The organism is Actinomycetota bacterium (assembly GCA_036280995.1).
Classification (GTDB): Bacteria; Actinomycetota; CALGFH01; order CALGFH01; family CALGFH01; genus CALGFH01.
This window is the reverse complement of record DASUPQ010000794.1, coordinates 1-21,698: the sequence shown is the minus strand read 5'-3', so window position 1 is coordinate 21,698 and position 21,698 is coordinate 1. Positions and strand designations below refer to the sequence as shown.

Here is a 21,698-nt window from a genome sequence, read left to right as displayed (position 1 = left end):
CGGCCGGCACCTTCGGGTTGTCCCCACCTCGGCTGGCCGGGCCGCCGGATGGGCGGGGGAGGTCCCGTGGGCCAGGCTGAGGTGGCAAGATCGAGACGACGGCAAGGAGCACTGCGATGACGGTCGAGCAGGTGGCGACGGGCGGGCCGGGCGACGGCGCCGTGCGGCGGGCGCTGGCCCCGCTGGGAGAGATCCGGACCCTGACGGGCACGATCTACCTGCTGCTCAGCATGTGGGTGGGCCTGACCTGGCACGTCGTCCTGGCCGTCGGCCTGACGTTGGGCGTCGGCACCCTGATCATCTGGGTCGGGGTGTTCGTCCTGGCCCTGACCGTGCTCGCCTGGCGGGGCGGAGCCTGGCTGGAGCGGCGCTGGGTACGGGCCATGCTGGGCGTCGAGATCCCCGACCCGTACCGGCCGGCCCCGTCGGGGTCGCCGTGGCGGCGGGCCCGGGTGGTTGCGTCCGACCCGGCGACCTGGAAGGACCTGGCCTACCTGGTGGTGCTGTTCCCCCTCGGGCTGCTCTGGTTCGTGGTCACCCTCACCCTCTGGACCGCCGCCCTCGGCCTGCTCACGGCGCCGCTGTGGTACTGGATCCCGGCCGACGGCGGGGCTGCCCTGATCGCCGAGGGCGACCGGGGGCTCCTGGTGATCGACACCCTGCCCGAGGCCCTCCTGGCCACGGTCGTCGGGGCCGGGCTGTGCGTGGCCGCGGCCTGGGCGGTCAAGGGGATGGCGGCCGCCCACGGGGCCGTCGCCCTGGCCCTGCTCGGGCCCAGCCAGCACCAGCTCCAGGCCCGGGTCGACGCCCTCCAGGCCAGCCGCGACCGGGCCGTCGACACGGCCGAGGCCGAGCGCCGCCGCATCGAGCGCGACCTCCACGACGGCGCCCAGCAGCGGCTGGTCGCCCTGGCCATGGACCTCGGCATGGCCAGGGCCAAGCTGGAGAGCGACCCGGCGGCCGGGGCCGCCCTGGTCGGCGAGGCCCACGAGGAGGCCAAGCGGGCCCTGGCCGAGCTGCGCGACCTGGCCCGGGGCATCCACCCGGCCGTGCTCGCCGACCGGGGCCTGGACGCGGCCATCTCCGCCCTGGCCGCCCGCTCGCCCGTCCCCGTCGGGGTCGAGGTCGCCACCGGGCGGCTTCCCGGGCCGGTCGAGTCGGCCGCCTACTTCGTGGTCGCCGAGGCCCTCGCCAACGCGGCCAAGCACGCCGGGGCGACCGAGATCGGCGTGCGCATCACCCGCCACCGCGACCTGCTGGTGGTCGAGGTCATCGACGACGGCGCCGGCGGGGCCGACCCGGCCAGGGGCACCGGCCTGCGCGGCCTGGTCGACCGGGTGGCCGCCGTCGACGGCCGCCTGACCGTCACCAGCCCGGCCGGAGGCCCGACGGTGATCAGGGCGGAGCTGCCGTGCGGGTCGTGATCGCCGAGGACTCGGTGCTGCTCCGCGAGGGGCTGGCCCGGCTGCTGGCCGACGGCGGGGTCGAGGTCGTCGCCCAGGTGGGCGACGGCCCCGGCCTGGTCGCGGCCGTCGACGCCTACCGGCCCGACCTGGCCGTGGTCGACGTGCGCATGCCCCCGACCCACACCGACGAGGGCCTGCGGGCCGCCCTGGAGGTCCGCGAGCGCGTCCCCGCCACCGCCATCCTGGTCCTGTCCCAGTACGTGGAGGAGCGCTACGCCTCCGACCTGCTCGCCGGCGGCGCCCAGGGCGTCGGCTACCTGCTCAAGGACCGGGTCGCCGACGTCGGCGAGTTCCTGGCCGCCGTCCGCCGGGTCGGCGACGGCGGCGCCGCCATCGACCCCGAGGTGGTCGCCCAGCTCCTCGGCCGCCGCCGCAAGGCCGATCCCCTGGCCTCCCTCAGCCCCCGCGAGCTCGACGTCCTCACCCTGATGGCCGAGGGCCGCAGCAACGCCGCCATCGCCGAGCGCCTGGTCATCACCGAGGGCGCCGTCGAGAAGCACATCTCCAGCATCTTCGCCAAGCTCGGCCTCCCCGCCGCCCCCACCGACCACCGCCGGGTCCTGGCCGTCCTCACCTACCTGCGGGCCTGAGCCAGCTCGACGAGGAGTCGTAGCTCGTGGCCGAACGCCCGGAAGCTCGCTGCGCCGGTGCAGCGAACGACCGCCAGGAGGGCTGCTGACCGAGGACCTCCAGCATCAACGGCCAGTCGCTGGGGTGGCGATCGAGAACCCGTTCGCCTGAGCCGACCAGGCACACTTGAGCGGGCCGGGCCGGGCGGCTACCATGCCCGGCGACGAGCGACCTTTAAGGGCCGGTCCCGTGAGGCCGGGAAGGGAGCCACCGAGCATGCTGCGCTGCGCCACGCCTCCATCCCCGACGGGTTGGAGGCGTTTCTGATGTCCGGGCCGGCGATGGTGCTGGACGCCGCCGACGTGCACCGGGCGCTGGTCCGGATCGCCCACGAGATCGTGGAGCGGAACAAGGGCACCGACGGGCTGGTGGTGGTCGGCATCCACACCCGCGGGGTGCCGCTGGCCGGGCGGCTGGCGGCCAAGCTGGCCGAGATCGAGGGCCACCAGGTCCCGGCCGGCGCCCTGGACGTGGCCATGTACCGCGACGACATCGGCATGCGGCCGCCCCAGGCCACCCACGACACCGAGCTGCCGTTCGACCTGGCCGGCAAGGTGGTGGTCCTGGTCGACGACGTGCTCTACACCGGGCGGACGGTACGGGCCGCCCTGGACGCCCTCACCGACTTCGGGCGGCCGCGGGCCATCCAGCTGGCGGTGCTGGTCGACCGCGGCCACCGCGAGCTGCCCCTGCGGGCCGACTACGTCGGCAAGAACCTGCCCACCGCCCCCGACCAGGCGGTCCGGGTGCTGCTGGCCGAGACCGACGGCGAGGACGGCGTGGTCATCGAGGACACGCCGAGGAAGGCGGTGGCGTCCTGAACAAGCACCTGCTGTCGGCGGCCGACCTCAGCGCCGGCGACATCACCCGGGTCCTGGACACGGCCGCCCACCTGGCCAAGGTCACCGACCGGGCCATCAAGAAGGTCCCGACCCTGCGCGGCCGCACCGTCTGCAACCTGTTCTTCGAGGACTCGACCCGGACCCGGATCTCCTTCGAGCTGGCCGCCAAGCGCCTCTCGGCCGACGTCATCAACTTCTCGGCCAAGGGCTCCAGCGTCTCCAAGGGGGAGAGCCTCAAGGACACGGCCATCACCCTGGAGGCGATGGGGGTGGACGCCATCGTGATGCGCCACGGCGCCTCGGGGGCGCCCTGGCGGCTGGCCGAGTGGGTCGAGGCGGTGGTCGTCAACGCCGGCGACGGCACCCACGAGCACCCCACCCAGGCCCTGCTCGACCTCTACACCATGCGCCAGCGGTTCCCCAGCTTCGACGGGCTCAAGGTGGCCATCGTCGGCGACGTGCTCCACTCCCGGGTGGCCCGCTCCAACGTGCTCGCCCTCACCACCATGGGCGCCGAGGTCACCCTGGTCGCCCCGCCGACCCTGCTCCCGGCCCGGGTCGAGACCTGGGGGGTGGCCGTCTCCTACGACCTGGACGCCGTCCTGCCCAAGCAGGACGTGGTGATGATGCTCCGGGTCCAGCTGGAGCGGCAGCGGGCCGGGTTCTTCCCCTCCCTGCGCGAGTACGCGCGGCTGTACGGGCTGGACGGGCGCCGGCTGGACGCCATGGCCGACCACGCCATCGTCATGCACCCGGGGCCGATGAACCGCGGGGTCGAGATCGCCGCCGAGGTGGCCGACTCCATCGAGCGGTCGGTGATCGCCGACCAGGTGGCCAACGGCATCAGCGTCCGCATGGCCCTGCTCTATCTCCTGCTCGGAGGACCGGAGGTGGCCACATGAAGCTGCTCCTCAAGGGGGGGCGGCTGGTCGACCCGGCGACCCGCCACGACGGGACCGCCGACGTGCTGGTCGACGACGGCCGGGTCGCCGGGGTCGGGACCGGCCTGGACACGGCCGGGGCCGAGGTCGTCGACTGCGACGGGCTGGTCGTCTGCCCCGGCCTGGTCGACCTGCACGCGCACCTGCGCGAGCCGGGCCGCGAGGACGCCGAGACCATCGAGACCGGGTCGCGGGCGGCCGCCCTCGGCGGCTACACGGCCGTCTGCCCGATGCCCAACACCGACCCGGTGGCCGACAACGCCGGGGTGGTCGAGATGGTCGCGGCCCGGGGCCGCGAGGTCGGCCTGGCCGACCTGTTCCCGGTCGGGGCCGTCACCGTCGGCCAGCGCGGCGCCGAGCTGGCCGAGCTCGGGGCCATGGCCCGCTCGGCGGCCCGGGTCGACTGCTTCTCCGACGACGGCCTGCCCATCCGCGAGGCCCGGCTGCTGCGCCTGGCCCTGGAGTACACCCGGGCCTTCGACGCCGTCGTCGCCGACCACGCCCAGGACGCGTCGCTGACCGACGGCGCCCAGATGCACGAGGGCGAGGTGTCGGCCATGCTCGGACTGGCCGGCTGGCCGGCCGCCGCCGAGGACATGGTGGTCGCCCGCGACCTGCTCCTGGCCGAGCTGACCGGTGGGCGCCTGCACCTGTGCCACGTCTCCACCGGGGGCGCGGTCGAGCTGGTCAGGGCGGCCAAGGCCCGCGGGGTCCGGGTCACGGCCGAGGCCGCCCCCCACCACTTCACCCTGACCGACGAGGCCGCCCGCTCCTACGACCCGGTGTTCAAGGTCAACCCGCCCCTGCGCGAGAAGGCCGACGTCGAGGCCGTCCGCCTGGGGCTGGCCGACGGCACCATCGACGCCGTCGCCACCGACCACGCCCCCCACGCCCGTGAGGACAAGGAGGTCGAGTGGGGCAGCGCCCCGCCGGGCATGCTCGGGCTGGAGACGGCCCTGGCCGTGACCCTGACCGAGCTGGTCGAGCCGGGCTACCTGGACCTGGCGACCGCGGTCGAGCGCCTCACCGCCGGGCCGGCCCGCTGCCGGCGCGTCGGCGGCCACGGCGGCCCGGTGGCGCCCGGGGCGCCGGCCAACCTGGCCGTGCTCGACCCGGCCGCCGCCTGGACGGTCGACCGGGCCAGGCTGGCCAGCCGGGCCCGCAACACCCCCTTCCACGGCCGCGAGCTCCGCGGCCGGGTCGTCCACACGATCCTGCGCGGCGCCTTCACCGTCCGCGACGGGCGGGCCCTCAGGTGAGCTGGTTCTACGGCGGACTGGCCGTCGCGATCGTGGCCGGGCTGGCCGGTGGGCTGGTCCTGTTCGCGGTGCGGCGGACGGTGGCCCGCCAGGAGGCCGGCGTGCCCCCACCGGCCGCCTGCCCGCCGGCGGGGACGCCCCTGCTGGCCGAGCAGGCCCGCTACCTGGGCACCACCTACGCCCCCTCCAGCGTCCGCCGCTTCAACGGCCACGGCCTGCTCGGCCGCCGCCTGGTCGGCCTCGCCCTCGACGAGGGCGGCCTGCGGGTCGACGACCGTTGGTGCATCCCCCCGGCCGACCTGCGCGGGGTCGAGATCACCTCCCACCACGCCGGCAAGGAGGTCTACGCCGACAAGGTGCTGGTCGTCGACTGGCGGCTCGGGCCGGCCACCCTCCGCTCCGGGTTCGCCCTCGACGAGGACACCGCCCCCGCCTGGGCGGCGCGGCTGCGGCCGCTGGTGCCCCGATGAGCCCCCGCGAGGCGCTGCTGGTGCTGGAGGACGGGACCGCCTTCCGGGGCGAGGCGTTCACCGCCCAGCCGGGCACGGTGGCCGGGGAGGTCGTGTTCAACACCGCCATGGGCGGCTACCAGGAGGTCCTGACCGACCCCTCCTACGCCGGGCAGCTGGTCTGCATGGCCGCGCCCGAGGTCGGCAACTACGGCACCGCCCCGGCCGACGCCGAGTCCGAGCGGGTCCAGGTGGCCGCGTTCCTGGTCCGGCAGGCGGCCCGGCGGCCCTCGAGCTGGCGGGCCGAGCGCAGCCTGGCCGAGGAGCTGGAGGCGGCCGGCGTGCCCGGGGTCGAGGGTCTCGACACCCGCCGGCTGGTCCGGCGCCTGCGCCAGCGCGGGGCCATGCGCGGCGCCCTGTCGACCGAGGTCCTCGACCCGGGAGCCCTGCGCCAGCTGGCCCTGGCCGCCCCCGACCCCAACGGCCTGGCCATGGTCGACCGGGTCACCCGTCCCGAGCCGGTCGAGCTGCCCGCCGACGGCGACGAGCGCCTGCGGGTGGTGCTCTACGACTTCGGGGCCAAGGCCAACATCGCCCGGCGGCTGCGCCGGCTCGGGGCCCGGGTCCTGGCCGTGCCGGCGTCCACCCCGGCCGCCGAGGCGCTGGCCTGGCGGCCCGACGGGGTGATGCTGTCCAACGGCCCCGGCGACCCGGCCACCGTCGGCCACGGCGTCCGGGCGACCCGGGAGCTGCTCGGCAAGGTGCCGGTGTTCGGCATCTGCCTCGGCCACCAGCTGCTCGGCCAGGCCGTCGGCGGCCGCACGGTGCGGCTCAAGTTCGGCCACCGCGGCGTCAACCAGCCGGTGGTCGAGCTGGCCACCGGGCGGGTCGCGGTCACCAGCCACAACCACGGCTTCGCGGTCGACGGCGACAGTTTGCCGGCCGGGGTGCGGGTCACCCATGCCAACGCCAACGACGGCGTCGTCGAGGGCCTGGAGTGCCTGGACGTGCCCGCCTTCTCGGTCCAGTACCACCCCGAGGCCGCCCCCGGTCCCCACGACGCCCACCCCCTGTTCGAGCGGTTCGCCGACCTGATGGAGGGAGCCCGACATGGCTGAGCAGCGGACCTTCCGGGCCCTTGGCGGGGTCGACCAGGGCGCCCTGCCCCCGGCGGGGGAGGTCGCCGACGCCCTCCGGGCCGAGTTCGAGCGGGTCTTCACCCTCAAGGCCGGCCTGCGCGGCGAGGCCGAGGCCGGCGTCTCGCCCACCGGCCGGCGCACCACCGCCCAGGACGAGGCCAAGCTGCGCACCCTGGTGGCCAGCGTCGAGGGGGCCAGCCGCCTGGCCATCCGCCTGCGCCTGCTCAGCCCGGCCCAGGTCCGGTCCCTGTGGGCCGAGGCCATGGCCCGCGGCCTGTACGACGGCTGGGACGCCGGCCAGAGCGCCTACGACCAGGCGGCGGAGGGCGCGCCCCCGAGCACCAGCGGCATCCCGCCCGAGGTCCTGCGGGGTGACGCCTAGTGCCCCTCCGGGAGGACCTGGGCTGCATCCTGGTCGTGGGGTCGGGGCCGATCGTCATCGGGCAGGCGGCCGAGTTCGACTACTCCGGCACCCAGGCCTGCCGGGCCCTGCGCGGGCTGGGGCTGCGGGTGGTGCTGGTCAACTCCAACCCGGCCACGATCATGACCGACCCCGAGGTGGCCGACGCCACCTACCTGGAGCCGCTCACCCCCGGCCCGGTGGCGGCCGTGCTCGAGGCCGAGCGGCCCGACGCCCTGCTGCCCACCCTGGGCGGGCAGACGGCCCTCAACCTGGCCGTGGCCCTGCACGAGAACGGCACCCTGGAGCGGCTCGGGGTCGAGCTGATCGGGGCCACCGTTGACGCCGTCCGCCGGGCCGAGTCCCGGGTCGAGTTCACCGAGACCTGCCGGGCCGCCGGGCTCGACCTGCCCCGCGGGGTCGAGGTCGGGTCGGTCGCCGACGGCCTGGCCGCCGTCCAGGACCTGGGGCTGCCGGTGGTCATCCGGCCCTCGTTCACCCTCGGCGGGTGGGGCGGCGGCATCGCCCGGACCGCCGGCGAGCTGGAGCGGCTGCTGGCCGAGGGCCTGACCGCCAGCCCGGTCGGCCGGGTGCTGATCGAGGAGTCGGTGCTCGGCTGGAAGGAGTTCGAGCTCGAGGTGATGCGCGACCGGGCCGACAACGCCGTGGTCGTCTGCTCGATCGAGAACGTCGACCCGATGGGCGTCCACACCGGCGACTCGGTCACCGTCGCCCCCCAGATGACCCTGTCGGACCGCGAGTACCAGGAGATGCGCGACGACGCCCTGACCGTGCTGCGGGCCGTCGGGGTCGAGACCGGCGGGGCAAACGTCCAGTTCGCCGTCGACCCGCGGACCGGCCGGCGGGTCGTGATCGAGATGAACCCGCGGGTGTCGCGCTCCTCGGCCCTGGCCTCCAAGGCCACCGGGTTCCCGATCGCCAAGGTGGCCGCCCAGCTGGCCGTCGGCTTCACCCTCGACGAGATCCGCAACGAGGTCACCGGCAAGACCGCCGCCGCCTTCGAGCCCACCCTCGACTACGTGGTCGTCAAGGTCCCCCGGTTCAACTTCGAGAAGTTCCCCGGCGCCGACCCGGAGCTGACCACCCGCATGAAGTCGGTGGGGGAGGTCATGGCCATCGGCCGCACCTTCCCCGAGGCCCTCCAGAAGGCCTGCCGGTCGCTGGAGACGGGCCGCGACGGCCTCGGCGACCCGGCCGGCGACCCGGCGCCGGGCAGCCCCCAGGCCGCCCCCGAAGCCCTGCTGGCCGCCTGCGGCCTGCCCCGCGCCGACCGGCTGGAGGCGGTCGAGCGGGCCCTGCGGCTGGGCCGCGGCGTCGAGGAGGTGGCCGCCGCCTCCGACGTTGATCCCTGGTTCGTGGACGGCATCGCCCGGATCGTCGAGGTCGGGGCCGAGGTCGCCGCCGCCGCCTCCATCGACGACCTCGGCCGGGGCCTGCTCTGGCGGGCCAAGCGCCACGGCTTCTCCGACCCCCAGCTGGCCGCCGCCGTCAGGGCCACCGAGGGCGAGGTCCGGACCCGGCGCCGGGCGCTGGGGGTCGAGCCCGTGTACCGCTCGGTCGACACCTGCGCCGGCGAGTTCGAGGCCTCCACCCCCTACCACTACTCGACCTACGAGGAGGAGACCGAGGTCCCGGCCACCGGCCGCCGCCGGGTGGTGGTGCTCGGGTCGGGGCCCAACCGGATCGGCCAGGGGGTCGAGTTCGACACGGCCTGCGTCCACGCCGTCCAGGCGCTGCGCGAGGCCGGCTACGAGACGGTGATGGTCAACTGCAACCCCGAGACCGTCTCGACCGACTACGACATCGCCGACCGGCTCTATGTCGAGCCGCTGACCTGCGAGGACGTCCTCGAGGTGTGCCGCGCCGAGGCGGCCGGGGGCGAGCTCGTCGGGGTGATCGCGACCATGGGCGGCCAGACCCCGCTGCAGCTGGCCCACGGGCTGGCCGCGGCCGGGGTGCCGCTGCTCGGGACTCCGCCGGAGGCCATCGACCTGGCCGAGGACCGGGGCCGGTTCGGCGCCGTCCTGGAGCGCTGCGGCCTCGACGCCCCGCCCTGGGGGCAGGCGGCCAGCGTCGACCAGGCCCTGACCGTGGCCGACCGGGTCGGCTACCCGGTCCTGGTCCGCCCCTCCTACGTGCTCGGCGGCCGCTCCATGGAGGTCTGCTACGACGCCGACGCTCTGGCCCGCTCGGGTGCGCTGACCGCCGCTCAGGGGAACGGGAGCCGTCCCGTGCTGGTCGACCGGTTCCTGGAGGACGCCGTCGAGGTCGACGTCGACGCCCTGTGCGACACGACCGGGCAGGTGCTGGTCTGCGGGGTGATGGAGCACATCGAGGAGGCCGGGATCCATTCCGGCGACTCGGCCTGCGTGCTCCCGCCCATCACCCTCGGGGCCGACCAGGTCGCGGCCGTCGAGGAGGCCACCGCCCGCCTCGGCCGGGCCCTCGGGGTCGTCGGGATCCTCAACGTCCAGTTCGCCTTCAAGGGCCAGCGGCTGTACGTGCTCGAGGCCAACCCGAGGGCGAGCAGGTCGGTCCCGTTCGTGGAGAAGGTCACCGGCCTGCCCGTGGCCAAGGCGGCGGCCTGGCTGATGACCGGCTCGACCCTGGCCGGGCTCGGCCTCCGGGCGTCGGAGCCGGCCCACGTCGGGGTCAAGGAGGCGGTGCTGCCGTTCGCCCGCTTCCCCGGGGCCGACTCGCTGCTCGGCCCGGAGATGCGCTCCACCGGCGAGGTGCTGGGGATCGACGCCCGCTTCGGGGCCGCCTTCGCCAAGAGCCAGGAGGCCGCCTACGGGGCCCTGCCGGCCAAGGGGGCGGCCTTCCTGTCGGTCCGCAACGCCGACAAGCGGGCCATCGTGCTGCCGGCCAAGCGCCTCGCCGACCTCGGCTTCACCCTGGTCGCGACCACCGGCACGGCCGGGGTCCTGCGCCGCAACGGCATGGAGGCGGCGGTCGTCCGCAAGGGCCACGAGGGGCCCGACAACGTGGTCGACAAGATCCGCGCCGGAGAGATCGACCTGGTCGTCAACACGCCCGCCGGCCCCGGGGCCCGCGAGGACGGCTACGACATCCGCATCGCCGCCGTGGCCGCCGACATCCCCTGCATCACCACCCTGTCCGGCCTCACCGCCGTCGTCCAGGGCATCGAGGCCCGCCTGGCCGGCGAGCTGGCCGTCCGCCCCCTCCAGGCCTGGCACGACGGCTCAGCCGGCGGCGGGCCGGCGCCTGGCCGGCCGCCGGGGCCCGGGGAACGGCCATGACCCCGGTCCGGGAGCGGTGCGAGGTCCTGGAGCGGCGCCGGACCGGGGCCTACCAGGCCCTCACCCTGGTCGCGCCGAGGATCGCCGAGCACGCCCGGCCGGGGCAGTTCGTCCACCTGCTGGCCGGCGAGGACCGCTCGTTCCCGCTGCGGCGGCCCTTCTCGGTCCACAAGGTCGAGCGGCCGGGCACGGGGATGGGAACGGTCGAGGTCGTGTTCGACGTCGTCGGGGCCGGGACCCGGGCCCTGGCCCGGCTGCGGCCCCACGACGTGGTCGACGCCCTCGGGCCCCTGGGGCGGCCGTTCGACCCCCCGGAGGGGCCGGCCGGCTGCCTGCTGGTCGGCGGCGGCTACGGCACCGCCCCGCTGTTCTTCCTGGCCACCGAGCTGCGGGCGCGGCGCTGCCGGGTCGACTTCGTGATCGGGGCGGCCACCGCCGGCCGCCTGCTCGACGCCATGGAGGCCAAGCGGCTCGGCCACAGCCTGACCGTGACCACCGACGACGGGTCGGCGGGGCGGCGCGGGCTGGTCACCGACCCCCTGGCCGGCCTGCTCGCGAGCACCGGGGCCGAGCGGGTCTACGCCTGCGGCCCCATGCCCATGCTGGCCGCCGTCAGCCGCCTGGCCGCCGCCGCCGGCGTGCCCTGCCAGGTCGCGGTCGAGGAGCAGATGGCCTGCGGCACCGGCATCTGCTTCTCCTGCGTCCTGCCCGTCGGCGACGGCGGGGGAGCGGGGCCCGGGGCGACCCGCATGGCCCGTTCCTGCCTGGAGGGGCCCGTGTTCGACGGCGCCGCGATCGCCTGGGCCGAGCTCGGCCACCCCGACCTGGAGGGAGCCGTCCGGTGACGGTGGACCTGTCGGTCGACCTGTGCGGGGTCCGGCTGAAGACGCCGGTGCTGGCCGCCTCCGGGTGCTTCGGGTTCGGGCGGGAGATGGCCGGCTGGGTCGACCTGGCCGCCCTGGGGGGGATCGTCACCAAGTCGGTCAGCCTGGAGCCCCGCCGCGGCCGCCCCACCCCCCGGACGGCCGAGACCCCCTCGGGGATGCTCAACGCCATCGGCCTCCAGAACCCGGGCGTGGAGGCGTTCTGCGCCGGCGACCTCCGGTTCCTGGCCGAGGCCGGGGCGACCGTGGTGGCCAGCCTGGTCGGCCGCAGCCCGGACGAGTTCGGCCGCCTGGCCGCCCGCCTGGACGGCGAGCCGGGGGTGGCCCTGGTCGAGGTCAACCTGTCCTGCCCCAACGTCGAGCACCGCGGCGAGGTGTTCGCCACCGACCCGGCGGCCGCCGCCGAGGTCGTCCGGGTCGTCAAGCGGGCCACCTCGGTCCCGGTGCTGGCCAAGCTCACCGCCGACGTCACCGACATTGTCGCCGTGGCCAGGGCGGTGGTGGAGGCCGGGGCGGACGGGCTCACCCTGATCAACACCCTGCTCGGCATGGCCGTCGACACCCGGACGCGCCGCCCCCGGCTGGCCGCGGTCACCGGCGGCCTGTCCGGCCCGGCGATCCGGCCGGTGGCCGTCCGCTGCGTCTGGCAGGTCGCCCAGGCCCTCCCCGGGGTGCCGATCGTCGGCACCGGCGGCGTCGTCACCGGCGACGACGCGGCCGAGCTCCTGCTCGTCGGGGCGGCCGCGGTCGCCGTCGGCACCGGCAACTTCATCAACCCTCGAGCGGTGGTCGAGGTCGCCGAGAGCCTGGAGCGCTACCTCGCCGCCGCCGGCGCCGCCGCGCCCGCCGACCTCCCGGCGCTGTTCAAGGCCGAGCGCTGATGCCGGTCACAGGCCCCGGGTAGGCTCCGCGGATGGAGTCGCCGCTGGTGCTGGCCCTGGACACCGACGACCTGGAGCAGGCGGCCGCCTGGTCGCGGGCCGCCGGGGAGGCGGCCGGGATGGTCAAGGTCGGCCTGGAGCTGTTCGGGGCCGCCGGGCCGGCCGCGGTCGGGGCCCTCGCCGGCGACGGCCGCCGGGTGATGCTCGACCTCAAGCTGCACGACATCCCGGCCACGGTGGCCGGCGGCATGCGGGCCGCCGCCCGGGCCGGGGCCGAGCTGGTCACCGTCCACGCCCTGGGCGGGCCGGCCATGCTGGAGGCGGCCGTCCAGGCGGCCGGCGACCGCTGCCGGGTGGCCGCGGTCACGATCCTGACCAGCGCCTCCCCGGCCGACCTGGCCGCCGCCGGCCTGCCCCCGGCCGCCGAGGCCGTCCCCCGCCTGGCCGACCTGGCCGTCGGCCGCGGCTGCCCGGCCATCGTCTGCTCCCCCCTGGAGGCTGCCGCCCTGCGGGCCCGGCTCGGCCCCTCGGTCGAGCTGATCTGCCCGGGGGTGCGTCTGCTTGCGTCCTCGGCCGCAGACGACCAGGCGCGGGTCGCGACCCCGGCGGCGGCCATGTCCGCCGGGGCCACCCGGATCGTCGTCGGGCGGCCGATCACCAGGTCAGACGACGTGGGCGGGGCCGCCCGGGCGGTGCGCGACCAGGCCCTCGCGGCGGCGCCCAAACATGGTCAATTTGACGGTTTGTCAACAGAGGAGGGTTCTGACCAGCGCCGATAGATTGTGGCCGCCGCCAAGGTATGCATAGAATCCGCGAGTCTTCGATCCAGAACGAGGTCACGAGGAGGCCCGAATGCCCCTGCCAACCCTGACGCCCGAGCAGCGCCAGCAGGCGTTGGAGAAGGCTGCCGAAGCCCGCCGCAAGCGGGCTGAGCTCAAGGCACAGCTCAAGAGCGGCAACATGAGCCTGGCCACCGTCCTTGCCAAGGACTCCGACGAGACGGTGGGCAAGATGAAGGTCTCCAGCGTGCTCGAGAGCATGCCCGGGGTCGGCAAGGTGCGCGCCCGCAAGATCATGGAGAAGCTCGACATCTCCGCCTCCCGCCGGGTCCGCGGCCTCGGCTCCAAGCAGAAGGACGCCCTGCTCGCCGAGTTCGGCGGCAAGAAGTAGCAAGCACCCCGCGTTGGCCAATGGTGGGGGGTGCCAGCAGTCGGGTCGGCGAGGCAGGCTGATCGTGCTCGCCGGCCCGTCGGGGGTCGGCAAGGGGGCCATCGTGGCCAGGCTGCTGGCCGCCCTGCCCGACCTGGAGCTGTCCATCTCGGCCACCACCCGCCAGCCGCGGGCCCGCGAGGACGAGGGCCGTCACTACCACTTCGTGGAGCGGGCCGACTTCGACGACATGGTCGCCGCCGGCGGGTTCCTCGAGTGGGCCGACATCTTCGGCGAGCGCTACGGCACGCCGCGGGAGCCGATCGACCGCGCCCTGGCCGAGGGCCGCGACGTCCTGGTCGAGATCGACGTCCAGGGCGCCCGGCAGGTCAAGGCGGCCGACCCGCGGGCCTTCATGGTGTTCATCACCCCGCCGAGCCTCCAGGAGCTGGAGCGGCGGCTGCGCACCCGGGGCAGCGAGACCGACCAGCAGATCCGCGGGCGCCTGGCCAAGGCCTCCGACGAGCTCGCCGCCGAGCCCGAGTTCGACGTCACCGTGGTCAACGACGATCTGGAAACGGCCGCCCGCGAGGTGGTCGAGATCGTCGACCGGCTGAGACGGCGTACCATCAACGGCGGTCACACGCGTGTCAAGGAGCGGAAGCACTGATGATCGAACCCAAGATCGACGAACTGCTGGCCCGGGTCGACTCCAAGTACACCCTGGTCATCCTGGCCGCCAGGCGGGCCAGGCAGATCAACGGCTACTACAGCCAGCTCGGTGAGGGCATCGGCGAGTTCGTGCCGCCGATGGTCGACACCGGCCCCAACCGCAAGGCCCTCTCGGTCGCCCTCCAGGAGCTGGTCGAGGACAAGCTGAACTGGGAGCGCCCGGCCGAGGTCGCCGAGTCCATCAAGTAACGGTGGCCCAGCCGGCAGGGGGTGCGGGAAGGTCGCCGCTGGCCGGGGCGCGGGTGCTGCTGGGGGTGACGGGGGGGATCGCCGCCTACAAGGCGGCCGAGCTGGCCCGCGAGCTGCAGCGCGCCGGGGCCGAGGTCCAGCCGCTGCTCACCGCCGACGCCGAGCGGATGGTCACCAGGGCCACCTTCGCCGCCCTCACCGGCCGGCGGGTGCCGGCCTCGGTCTGGGACGACCCGGCGGCGGTCGAGCACGTGGCCCTGGCCCGCTGGGGCCAGGTCCTGGTGGTCGCCCCGGCGACCGCCCACACCCTGGCCCGGCTGGCCGCCGGCCTGGCCGACGACCTGCTCACCAACATCGCCCTGGCCTTCCCCGGTCCGGTGGTGGTCGCCCCGGCCATGCACACCGAGATGTGGGAGCACCCGGCCACCCGGGCCAACCTCCAGACCCTGGAGGCGCGCGGGGTCCGGATCGTGCCCCCGGCGTCGGGCCCGCTGACCTCCGGCGACGTCGGCCCCGGCCGCCTGGCCGAGCTCGACGACCTGGTCGCCGGCGTGATCTCCGCCCTCGCCCCGGCCAAGACCCTGGCCGGCACCCGGGTGCTGGTCAGCCTGGGCGGGACCCGGGAGCCGCTCGACCCGGTCCGCTACCTCGGCAACCGCTCCTCGGGCCGGATGGGGGCGGCGATCGTGGCCGAGGCGCTCGGCCGCGGGGCCGAGGTCACCGCCGTGGCCGCCGCCACCACCGTCGACCCGCCGGCCGGGGCCCGCCTCGTCCGGGTCGAGACCGCCCAGCAGCTCTACGACGCCGTCCTGGCCGAGGCCGACGCCCAGGACGTGCTCATCATGGCCGCCGCGGTGGCCGACTTCCGGCCCAAGCGGGTCGCCGAGGGCAAGCTCAAGAAGGACCAGGGCGTCCCCGAGGTCGTCCTCGAGCCGACCCCCGACACCCTGGCCGAGCTGGGCCGCCGCCGCCGGCCCGGCCAGGTCCTGGTCGGCTTCGCCGCCGAGACCGGCGACCACCTGGCCGGGGCCCGCGGCAAGCTCGAGGCCAAGCGCCTCGACCTGGTCGTCCTCAACCACGTCGAGGGCGCCCGCTCGGCCTTCGGGGCCGACGACGCCGACGCCTACCTGGTCGACGCCGACCACGTCGAGGAGCTCCCCCGGTCCTCCAAGGCGGCCATCGCCGCCCGCCTCCTGGACCGGGTCGAGGCCCTCCGCACCGCCGGTTCCTGAGAGCATTCTTAGTGGAATAAAATATTCCGTTCCGCTAGAATCGAGGGACGTTCCTTCCCCCAGTTCCTTCCCCTAAGGAGGCGGGCGACATGGCCGACACGGCGATCCAGCCGTTCCGGGTGGACATTCCCCAGGCGGACCTGGATGCTCTCCAGGACCGGCTGGGCCGGACCCGCTGGCCCGGGGAGGTGCCGGGAGCGGGCTGGAGCCGCGGGGTGCCGCTGGACTACCTCAAGGAGCTGGCCGGCTACTGGCGGGACGGGTTCGACTGGCGGGCCCAGGAGGCCAGGCTCAACCAGGTGCCCCAGTTCACCACCGTGATCGACGGCCAGCCCATCCACTTCCTGCACGCCCGCTCGCCCGAGCCGGACGCCCTGCCGCTGGTCGTCACCCACGGCTACCCCGGGTCGGTGGTGGAGTTCCTGGACCTGGTCGGGCCCCTGACCGATCCGCGGGCCCACGGCGGCGACCCGGCCGACGCCTTCCATCTGGTCGCCCCCTCCCTGCCCGGCTTCGGCTTCTCCTCGCCGGTCCGGGAGCCGGGGTGGGCCATGGGCCGCACGGCCCGGGCCTGGGTCGAGCTGATGGCCCGCCTCGGCTACGACCGCTACGGCGCCCAGGGCGGCGACATCGGCGCCGGGGTCACCGGGATGCTGGGCAGCCTCGACCCCGGCCACGTGGCCGGCGTCCACGTCAACAGCGACCCGCTGGCCGTCGGCGCCGTCGCCCTCCCGCCCGACGAGGTGGCCGACAAGGCGGCCGTCACCGCCGAGCACCGGGCCACCCTGGAGCGGATGCGCCAGTTCAAGGCCGACGGCCTCGGCTACATCGCCCTGCAGACGACCCGGCCCCAGACGATCGCCTACGCCCTCACCGACTCCCCGGCCGGGCAGCTGGCCTGGATCGTCGAGAAGTTCAAGGAGTGGACCGACCCGGCGGCCGACCTGCCCGAGGACGCCGTCGACCGCGACCGGCTGCTCACCAACGTCAGCATCTACTGGTTCACCGGCACCGGCGCCTCGGCCGCCCAGTTCCTCTACGAGGCCGCCCACGGCGGCGAGTGGCCGGGCCCGTCCGAGGTCCCCTCCGGCTGGGCCGTGTTCGCCGCCGGCGACGACCTGGTCCGGCGCCTGATCGACCCCGAGGGCAACGTCGGCCACTGGACCGAGTACGAGCGCGGCGGCCACTTCGCCGCCCTGGAAGCCCCCGACCTGCTGGTCGAGGACGTCCGGGCGTTCTTCCGCAAGTTGCGCTGAGGTCACGGCCGGGCATCGATCCAGCGGCGAGGGGTTTGCCTCGCGCCCGGGGCCCGGCTACCCTTCGGCGATGGCTTGCCGCCGATGCGCGGCGCGAACTCCCTTGGAGGCACACACGTGGCGAACCGGTACCTGTTCACGTCCGAGTCGGTGACCGAAGGTCACCCGGACAAGATCGCGGACCAGATCTCGGACGCCATCCTTGACGAGATCCTGCGCGACGACCCGGCCGGCCGCGTGGCCTGCGAGACCCTGATCACCACCGGCCTGGTGGTGGTGGCCGGGGAGATCTCCACCAAGACCTACGTCGACATCCCGAACGTGGTCCGCCGGACCATCCTCGGCATCGGCTATGACCGGGCCAAGTACGGCTTCGACGGGGCCACCTGCGGGGTCACGGTGGCCATCGACGAGCAGTCGCCGGACATCGCCCAGGGCGTCGACCATGCCTTCGAGGAGCGGGCCGGCGACACCGACCCGCTCGACACCCAGGGCGCCGGCGACCAGGGCATGATGGTCGGCTACGCCTGCAACGAGACCCCCGAGCTGATGCCGGTGCCGATCGCCCTGGCCCACCGGCTGGCGCGCCGGCTGGCCGAGGTGCGGCGCTCCGGGGTCGTCCCCTACCTGCGCCCCGACGGCAAGACCCAGGTCACCGTCGAGTACGAGGGCCGCAAGCCGGTGCGGCTGGACACGGTGGTGGTGTCCACCCAGCACGGCCCCGACGTCGACATCGAGACCCTGCTCGCCCCCGACATCCGCGAGCACGTGATCGACGCCGTCCTCCCCGACGACCTGGCCTCCGAGGGCATGCGGGTGTTCGTCAACCCGACCGGCCGGTTCGAGCTGGGCGGCCCCAACGCCGACACCGGCCTGACGGGCCGCAAGATCATCGTCGACACCTACGGCGGCATGGCCCGCCACGGCGGCGGCGCCTTCTCCGGCAAGGACCCGACCAAGGTCGACCGGTCGGCGGCCTACGCGGTCCGCTGGGTGGCCAAGAACGTGGTCGCGGCCGGCCTGGCCGAGCGCTGCGAGGTCCAGGTCGCCTACGCCATCGGCGTCGCCCACCCGGTCAGCGTGTTCGTGGAGACCTTCGGGACCGAGCAGGTCGACCCGGAGAAGCTCGGCAAGCTCCTGCCCGAGTTCTTCGACCTGCGCCCGGCCGCGATCGTCCGCGACCTGGAGCTGCGCCGGCCCATCTACCGCAAGACCGCCGCCTACGGCCACTTCGGCCGCTCCGAGCCCGAGTTCACCTGGGAGTCGACCTCCCCGGCCGAGGAGCTGGCCAAGGCGGCCCGCTCGCTGTAACCCCGCCACCGGGGGGAGAGGGGAACCCGGCTGGACCTGGACCTGAGCAGCCAAGCCGTCCAGGTGCTGGTCGACGTGCCCCTGTTCCACCTGGACCGGCCCTTCACCTACCGGGTCCCCGAGGCCCTGCGGCCCGACGTCCACCTGGGCAGCAGGGTCAAGGTCCCCTTCGGCGGCCGCCGCCGGGTCGACGCCTGGGTCGTCGGCCCGGCCGCCGAGCTCCCCCCCGACGCCCGCGACATCCTCCGGGTCGTCTCGCCCATCCCCTCGTTCGGCTCCCACGAGCTCGACCTCCTCCGCTGGGTCGCCACCCGCTACGCCGCCACCGTGGTCGACACCCTCCGCCTGGCCGTCCCCCCAAGGGTCGCCGCCGTCGAGGCGTCGGTCGAGGCGTCGGTCGAGGCGTCGGTCGAGGCGGGCGCGCCGCACCCCCCGGGCGCGCCGCATCCCCACCCCCCGGGCGCGCCGCACCCCCACCCACCTGGTGGTGGGGCCCCTGCACGGGAGGGTAGCCGACAGCCGGGAGGGGTGCGCGCGGCCGTCCACAGTCCCGCCGCCCACAGTCCCGCCGCGGCGTTTCCCAGCCCCGCCGCGGGGGCGGTCTACTGGCGGCCGCTGCCCGGGGAGGACCGGGGGCGCGGGTGATCGCGCTGGTGGAGGCGGCGCTGGAACGGGGGCGGGGGGCGATCGTGGTGACGCCGGAGGTGGCGGCGGGGTCGGCGGTGGGGGACGCCGTGCGCAAGGCGTTCCCGGACGCGGCCGACCTGGCCAGCGACCTGTCGGACCGGCGGCGGTACCGGGCCTGGGCCGAGCTGCGGCGGGGGCGGCGGCTGGTCGTTGTCGGGGGGCGCTCCAGCGTGCTCGCCCCGCTGCCCGCGCTCGGGTGCGTGGTCGTGGACGACGAGGCCAACTTCGCCCACAAGGAGCAGCGCACCCCCCGCTTCCACGCCCGCGACGTCGCCCTGCGCCGGGCCGCCGCCGCCCGGGCCCTGTGCGTGCTCACCGGCACCGTGCCCTCGGCCGAGGCCGTGGCCGCCATGCAGGCCGGCCAGTGCCGGCTGCTCGCCCCCGACCGGGCGGCCGAGCGGGCGGCCCGGCCCCTGGTCGAGGTGGTCGACCCCGACGACGAGGGCCCGGCCGCGGCCCGCCTCCACCCCCGCGGCCTGGCCGCCATCCGGGCCGCCCTGGCCCGCGACGAGCCCGCCTACGTGCTGGTGCCGCGGCGCGGCGGGGCCGACCCGGCCGCCCCCGGGGCCCGCACCGCCGGGCAGGTCGCGGCCGAGCTGGCCCGCATCCTGCCCGGGGTGCCGGTGTGGCGGCTGGACCGGGAGGTGGTCGACCCGGGCATGGTGCCCCCCTGGGCCGGGCAGCGGCCCGGGGTGGTCGTCGGCACCGTGGCCGGGGTCAAGGACCACCCGCCGCTGACCGGCTGCCGCACCGTGGTCGTGGTCGGCGCCGACACCGCCCTCGGCCAGGCCGAGGTCCGGGCGGCCGAGGAGGCCTACCGGACCTGGAGCCGGGCCGCCACCTGGTGCGGCCCCCGGGGCGGCGCCGGCCGCCTCGTCCTCCAGACCCGCCACGGCGGCCACCACGCCGTCCAGGCCCTGGTCCGCTGGGACCCGGAGTTCTTCTGGCGCCACGAGCTGCCCCGCCGGGTCGAGCTCGGCTTCCCCCCGGCCCGGCGGCTGGTCCTGGTCGAGGGGCCGGAGCCGGAGGAGGCCGACGCGGCCGGGGCCGCCCTGGCCGCCGCCTTCGGGCCCAAGGTCGAGCTGCTCGGGCCGGCGGCCATGGGCAGGGGCTGGCGTATCATCGCCAAGGTCGAGGACGCCGAGTCGGCGGCCAGGGCCCTCCGGCCCCTGCTCACCGAGGCATCCCGGGCCGGCGGCCCGCGCATGTCGGTGGACGTCGAGCCCCTCGAAGTCCTCGCCGCCCCCCGCCAGCACCCTGGCTGAACGAGGAGACGCGTCACGTGGCAGTGCTCGAGATCCGGCTGTACGGCGACCCGGTCCTGACCCAGCGGTCGGACCGGGTGACCCGGTTCGACGCCGAGCTGGCCCGCTTCGGCGACGACCTGCTGGAGACCCTCCGGGCCGCCCACGGCGTCGGCCTGGCCGCGCCCCAGGTGGGGGTGCTCAAGCGGATGTTCGCCTACGACCTCCCGCCCGACGAGGAGACCGGCGAGCACCCGCACGGGGTGCTGGTCAACCCCGTCATCACCCGCTGGGAGGGCGAGCAGGACGGCGAGGAGGGCTGCCTGTCGTTTCCCGGCCTCTACTATGCCTGCAAGCGGGCCATGGTCGTCACGGCGTCGGCCGTCGACGTCCGCGGCCGGCCGCTGGAGCTGACCGGGGAGGGGCTGCTGGCCCGCTGCATCCAGCACGAGATCGACCACCTGGACGGGGTGCTGTTCATCGAGCGGCTGTCCCGGGGCGACCGCAAGCGGGCCCTCAAGCAGTGGCGCGAGCGCGAGCTCGACCTCGAGCTCCAGGCGGGCATCGAGCCGCACCTGCACCGGTCGGACCTGGCCATCAAGCCCGACAAGACCCTGTAGGGGTCGGGCGGTGCGGGTCGTCTACCTGGGCACGCCGGCGGCGGCCGTGCCGCCGCTGCAGGCGCTGCTCGCCTCGGCGCACGAGGTGGTGGCGGTGGTGACCCGGCCGGACCGGCCCCGCGACCGGCGGGGCGGGACGCCGCAGCCCTCGCCGGTCAAGCAGGCCGCCCTGGCCGCCGGGGTGCCGGTGCTGGAGCCGTCGTCCGGCCGCGACCCCGAGCTGCCCGGGCGGCTGGCCGCGACCGGGGCCGACATCGGCGTGGCCTGCGCGTTCGGCTACCTGCTGCCCGACCCGGTGCTGGCCGCCCTGCCCCGGGGGATCATCAACCTCCACTTCTCGCTCCTGCCCGCCTACCGCGGGGCCGCGCCGGTGCAGCGGGCCCTGCTCGACGGGGCCGAGGTCACCGGGGTCACCACCTTCGTGATCGACGCCGGCATGGACACCGGCCCGATGCTGCTGGCCGCCGAGGTCCCCGTCCACCCGGACGAGGACGCCGGCGCCCTGACGGCCCGGCTGGCCGAGGTCGGGGCCCGGCTGACCGTGGAGACCCTCGACGCCCTCGAGTCCGGCCAGGTCGAGCCCCGGCCCCAGCCCGAGGCCGGGGTCAGCCACGCCCCCAAGGTCACCGCCGAGGAGGCCCGCCTCGACTTCACCCGGCCGGCGGGCCGGGTGGCCGACGCCGTCCGCGCCTTCACCCCGGCCCCGGGCGCCTGGACCACCCACCGCGGCCGCCGCCTCAAGATCACCCGGGCCGCCGTCGCCGACCACGGCGAACGCGGGCCGGCGCCGGACCCGGGGCGGCTCGTCCTCGCCCCGGGCGGGCGGCTGCTGGTCGGGACCGGCGACCGGCCCCTTGAGCTGCTGGAGCTGCGGCCCGAGGGGCGCCGGGCCATGTCCGGGGCCGAGTTCGCCCGCGGCGCCCGCCTCGGTCCCGACGAGTGGCTGGGCCGATGAGCACGGCGGGCGCATACGAGGCGGTGCCGGGCAGGACGGTGCGCCAATGAGCGACCGGCGATCCCGCGGGGGACGCCGGCGGCCGGGGCCGGCCCGGGACCCGGCGACCCGCGGGCCGCGCCGCCGGGGCCCGGCCGCCGGCCCCCGCGAC

General features: G+C 75.7%; 22 protein-coding genes. All 22 read left to right on the top strand.

Annotated features, from left to right (window positions below; all coding sequences use genetic code 11):
- Positions 1 to 116: 116 nt before the first annotated feature.
- The 22 genes from VF468_26575 (at position 117) to fmt (ending at position 21,547) form a co-directional block, all read left to right on the top strand.
- Positions 117 to 1,424 (top strand): sensor histidine kinase, encoded by a 1,308-nt coding sequence (locus tag VF468_26575; protein HEX5881854.1) that lies wholly within the window; start codon positions 117 to 119, stop codon positions 1,422 to 1,424.
- On the top strand, positions 1,412 to 2,056 hold the full coding sequence (locus VF468_26570) for a response regulator transcription factor (protein ID HEX5881853.1): 645 nt from the start codon (positions 1,412 to 1,414) through the stop codon (positions 2,054 to 2,056). The genes VF468_26575 and VF468_26570 overlap by 13 nt, the downstream gene beginning before the upstream one ends.
- Before the next feature lie 306 nt (positions 2,057 to 2,362).
- A complete protein-coding gene (gene pyrR / locus VF468_26565; GenBank protein HEX5881852.1) occupies positions 2,363 to 2,917 on the top strand; it encodes a bifunctional pyr operon transcriptional regulator/uracil phosphoribosyltransferase PyrR in 555 nt (184 codons plus the stop codon).
- The gene (locus VF468_26560; GenBank protein ID HEX5881851.1) at positions 2,914 to 3,840 is read left to right on the top strand and encodes an aspartate carbamoyltransferase catalytic subunit; all 927 of its coding nucleotides are present in this window, start codon (positions 2,914 to 2,916) and stop codon (positions 3,838 to 3,840) included. Before pyrR ends, VF468_26560 begins: the two co-directional genes overlap by 4 nt.
- Entirely contained in the window at positions 3,837 to 5,138 is a 1,302-nt protein-coding gene (locus tag VF468_26555) for a dihydroorotase (protein ID HEX5881850.1), read from the top strand. Before VF468_26560 ends, VF468_26555 begins: the two co-directional genes overlap by 4 nt.
- Entirely contained in the window at positions 5,135 to 5,608 is a 474-nt protein-coding gene (locus VF468_26550; GenBank protein ID HEX5881849.1) for a hypothetical protein, read from the top strand. Before VF468_26555 ends, VF468_26550 begins: the two co-directional genes overlap by 4 nt.
- Positions 5,605 to 6,705, top strand: coding sequence for a glutamine-hydrolyzing carbamoyl-phosphate synthase small subunit (gene carA / locus VF468_26545; GenBank protein ID HEX5881848.1), 1,101 nt, complete (start codon positions 5,605 to 5,607; stop codon positions 6,703 to 6,705). Before VF468_26550 ends, carA begins: the two co-directional genes overlap by 4 nt.
- Entirely contained in the window at positions 6,698 to 7,108 is a 411-nt protein-coding gene (locus VF468_26540) for a hypothetical protein (protein HEX5881847.1), read from the top strand. Before carA ends, VF468_26540 begins: the two co-directional genes overlap by 8 nt.
- Complete coding sequence (gene carB / locus VF468_26535; protein ID HEX5881846.1) at positions 7,108 to 10,407, top strand: carbamoyl-phosphate synthase large subunit; 3,300 nt, start codon at positions 7,108 to 7,110, stop codon at positions 10,405 to 10,407. Before VF468_26540 ends, carB begins: the two co-directional genes overlap by 1 nt.
- Positions 10,404 to 11,252, top strand: coding sequence for a dihydroorotate dehydrogenase electron transfer subunit (locus VF468_26530; protein HEX5881845.1), 849 nt, complete (start codon positions 10,404 to 10,406; stop codon positions 11,250 to 11,252). The genes carB and VF468_26530 overlap by 4 nt, the downstream gene beginning before the upstream one ends.
- The gene (locus tag VF468_26525; protein HEX5881844.1) at positions 11,249 to 12,172 is read left to right on the top strand and encodes a dihydroorotate dehydrogenase; all 924 of its coding nucleotides are present in this window, start codon (positions 11,249 to 11,251) and stop codon (positions 12,170 to 12,172) included. The genes VF468_26530 and VF468_26525 overlap by 4 nt, the downstream gene beginning before the upstream one ends.
- A gap of 32 nt (positions 12,173 to 12,204) precedes the next feature.
- Positions 12,205 to 12,951, top strand: coding sequence for an orotidine-5'-phosphate decarboxylase (gene pyrF / locus VF468_26520; GenBank protein ID HEX5881843.1), 747 nt, complete (start codon positions 12,205 to 12,207; stop codon positions 12,949 to 12,951).
- Positions 12,952 to 13,024: 73 nt separating this feature from the next.
- A complete protein-coding gene (mihF, locus tag VF468_26515) occupies positions 13,025 to 13,342 on the top strand; it encodes an integration host factor, actinobacterial type (GenBank protein ID HEX5881842.1) in 318 nt (105 codons plus the stop codon).
- A gap of 64 nt (positions 13,343 to 13,406) precedes the next feature.
- Positions 13,407 to 13,991, top strand: a complete 585-nt coding sequence (gene gmk, locus VF468_26510) for a guanylate kinase (GenBank protein ID HEX5881841.1) — start codon at positions 13,407 to 13,409, stop codon at positions 13,989 to 13,991.
- Positions 13,991 to 14,242: a DNA-directed RNA polymerase subunit omega gene (rpoZ, locus tag VF468_26505; GenBank protein HEX5881840.1), complete on the top strand. Its 252-nt coding sequence runs from the start codon at positions 13,991 to 13,993 to the stop codon at positions 14,240 to 14,242. Before gmk ends, rpoZ begins: the two co-directional genes overlap by 1 nt.
- A gap of 2 nt (positions 14,243 to 14,244) precedes the next feature.
- Positions 14,245 to 15,474, top strand: a complete 1,230-nt coding sequence (gene coaBC, locus VF468_26500; protein ID HEX5881839.1) for a bifunctional phosphopantothenoylcysteine decarboxylase/phosphopantothenate--cysteine ligase CoaBC — start codon at positions 14,245 to 14,247, stop codon at positions 15,472 to 15,474.
- Between the two features lie 89 nt (positions 15,475 to 15,563).
- Positions 15,564 to 16,730 carry an epoxide hydrolase gene (locus tag VF468_26495; protein HEX5881838.1) on the top strand — a complete coding sequence of 389 codons (1,167 nt, stop codon included), beginning with the start codon at positions 15,564 to 15,566 and terminating at the stop codon, positions 16,728 to 16,730.
- A gap of 117 nt (positions 16,731 to 16,847) precedes the next feature.
- Positions 16,848 to 18,041, top strand: coding sequence for a methionine adenosyltransferase (gene metK / locus VF468_26490; protein HEX5881837.1), 1,194 nt, complete (start codon positions 16,848 to 16,850; stop codon positions 18,039 to 18,041).
- 63 nt (positions 18,042 to 18,104) lie between these two features.
- Positions 18,105 to 18,686 (top strand): hypothetical protein, encoded by a 582-nt coding sequence (locus tag VF468_26485; protein ID HEX5881836.1) that lies wholly within the window; start codon positions 18,105 to 18,107, stop codon positions 18,684 to 18,686.
- The gene (locus VF468_26480) at positions 18,683 to 19,993 is read left to right on the top strand and encodes a hypothetical protein (GenBank protein HEX5881835.1); all 1,311 of its coding nucleotides are present in this window, start codon (positions 18,683 to 18,685) and stop codon (positions 19,991 to 19,993) included. Before VF468_26485 ends, VF468_26480 begins: the two co-directional genes overlap by 4 nt.
- A 17-nt stretch (positions 19,994 to 20,010) precedes the next feature.
- On the top strand, positions 20,011 to 20,592 hold the full coding sequence (gene def / locus VF468_26475; GenBank protein HEX5881834.1) for a peptide deformylase: 582 nt from the start codon (positions 20,011 to 20,013) through the stop codon (positions 20,590 to 20,592).
- 10 nt (positions 20,593 to 20,602) lie between these two features.
- The gene (gene fmt, locus VF468_26470) at positions 20,603 to 21,547 is read left to right on the top strand and encodes a methionyl-tRNA formyltransferase (GenBank protein ID HEX5881833.1); all 945 of its coding nucleotides are present in this window, start codon (positions 20,603 to 20,605) and stop codon (positions 21,545 to 21,547) included.
- Positions 21,548 to 21,698: the final 151 nt, after the last annotated feature.

Coding starts and splice junctions, on each gene's coding strand:
- rpoZ (HEX5881840.1), top strand. CDS start 13,991: ATGATCGAACCCAAGATCGACGAACTGCTGGCCCGGGTCGACTCCAAG.
- carA (HEX5881848.1), top strand. CDS start 5,605: ATGAGCCCCCGCGAGGCGCTGCTGGTGCTGGAGGACGGGACCGCCTTC.
- mihF (HEX5881842.1), top strand. CDS start 13,025: ATGCCCCTGCCAACCCTGACGCCCGAGCAGCGCCAGCAGGCGTTGGAG.
- pyrR (HEX5881852.1), top strand. CDS start 2,363: ATGTCCGGGCCGGCGATGGTGCTGGACGCCGCCGACGTGCACCGGGCG.
- VF468_26540 (HEX5881847.1), top strand. CDS start 6,698: ATGGCTGAGCAGCGGACCTTCCGGGCCCTTGGCGGGGTCGACCAGGGC.
- VF468_26530 (HEX5881845.1), top strand. CDS start 10,404: ATGACCCCGGTCCGGGAGCGGTGCGAGGTCCTGGAGCGGCGCCGGACC.
- VF468_26575 (HEX5881854.1), top strand. CDS start 117: ATGACGGTCGAGCAGGTGGCGACGGGCGGGCCGGGCGACGGCGCCGTG.
- VF468_26555 (HEX5881850.1), top strand. CDS start 3,837: ATGAAGCTGCTCCTCAAGGGGGGGCGGCTGGTCGACCCGGCGACCCGC.
- VF468_26495 (HEX5881838.1), top strand. CDS start 15,564: ATGGCCGACACGGCGATCCAGCCGTTCCGGGTGGACATTCCCCAGGCG.
- pyrF (HEX5881843.1), top strand. CDS start 12,205: ATGGAGTCGCCGCTGGTGCTGGCCCTGGACACCGACGACCTGGAGCAG.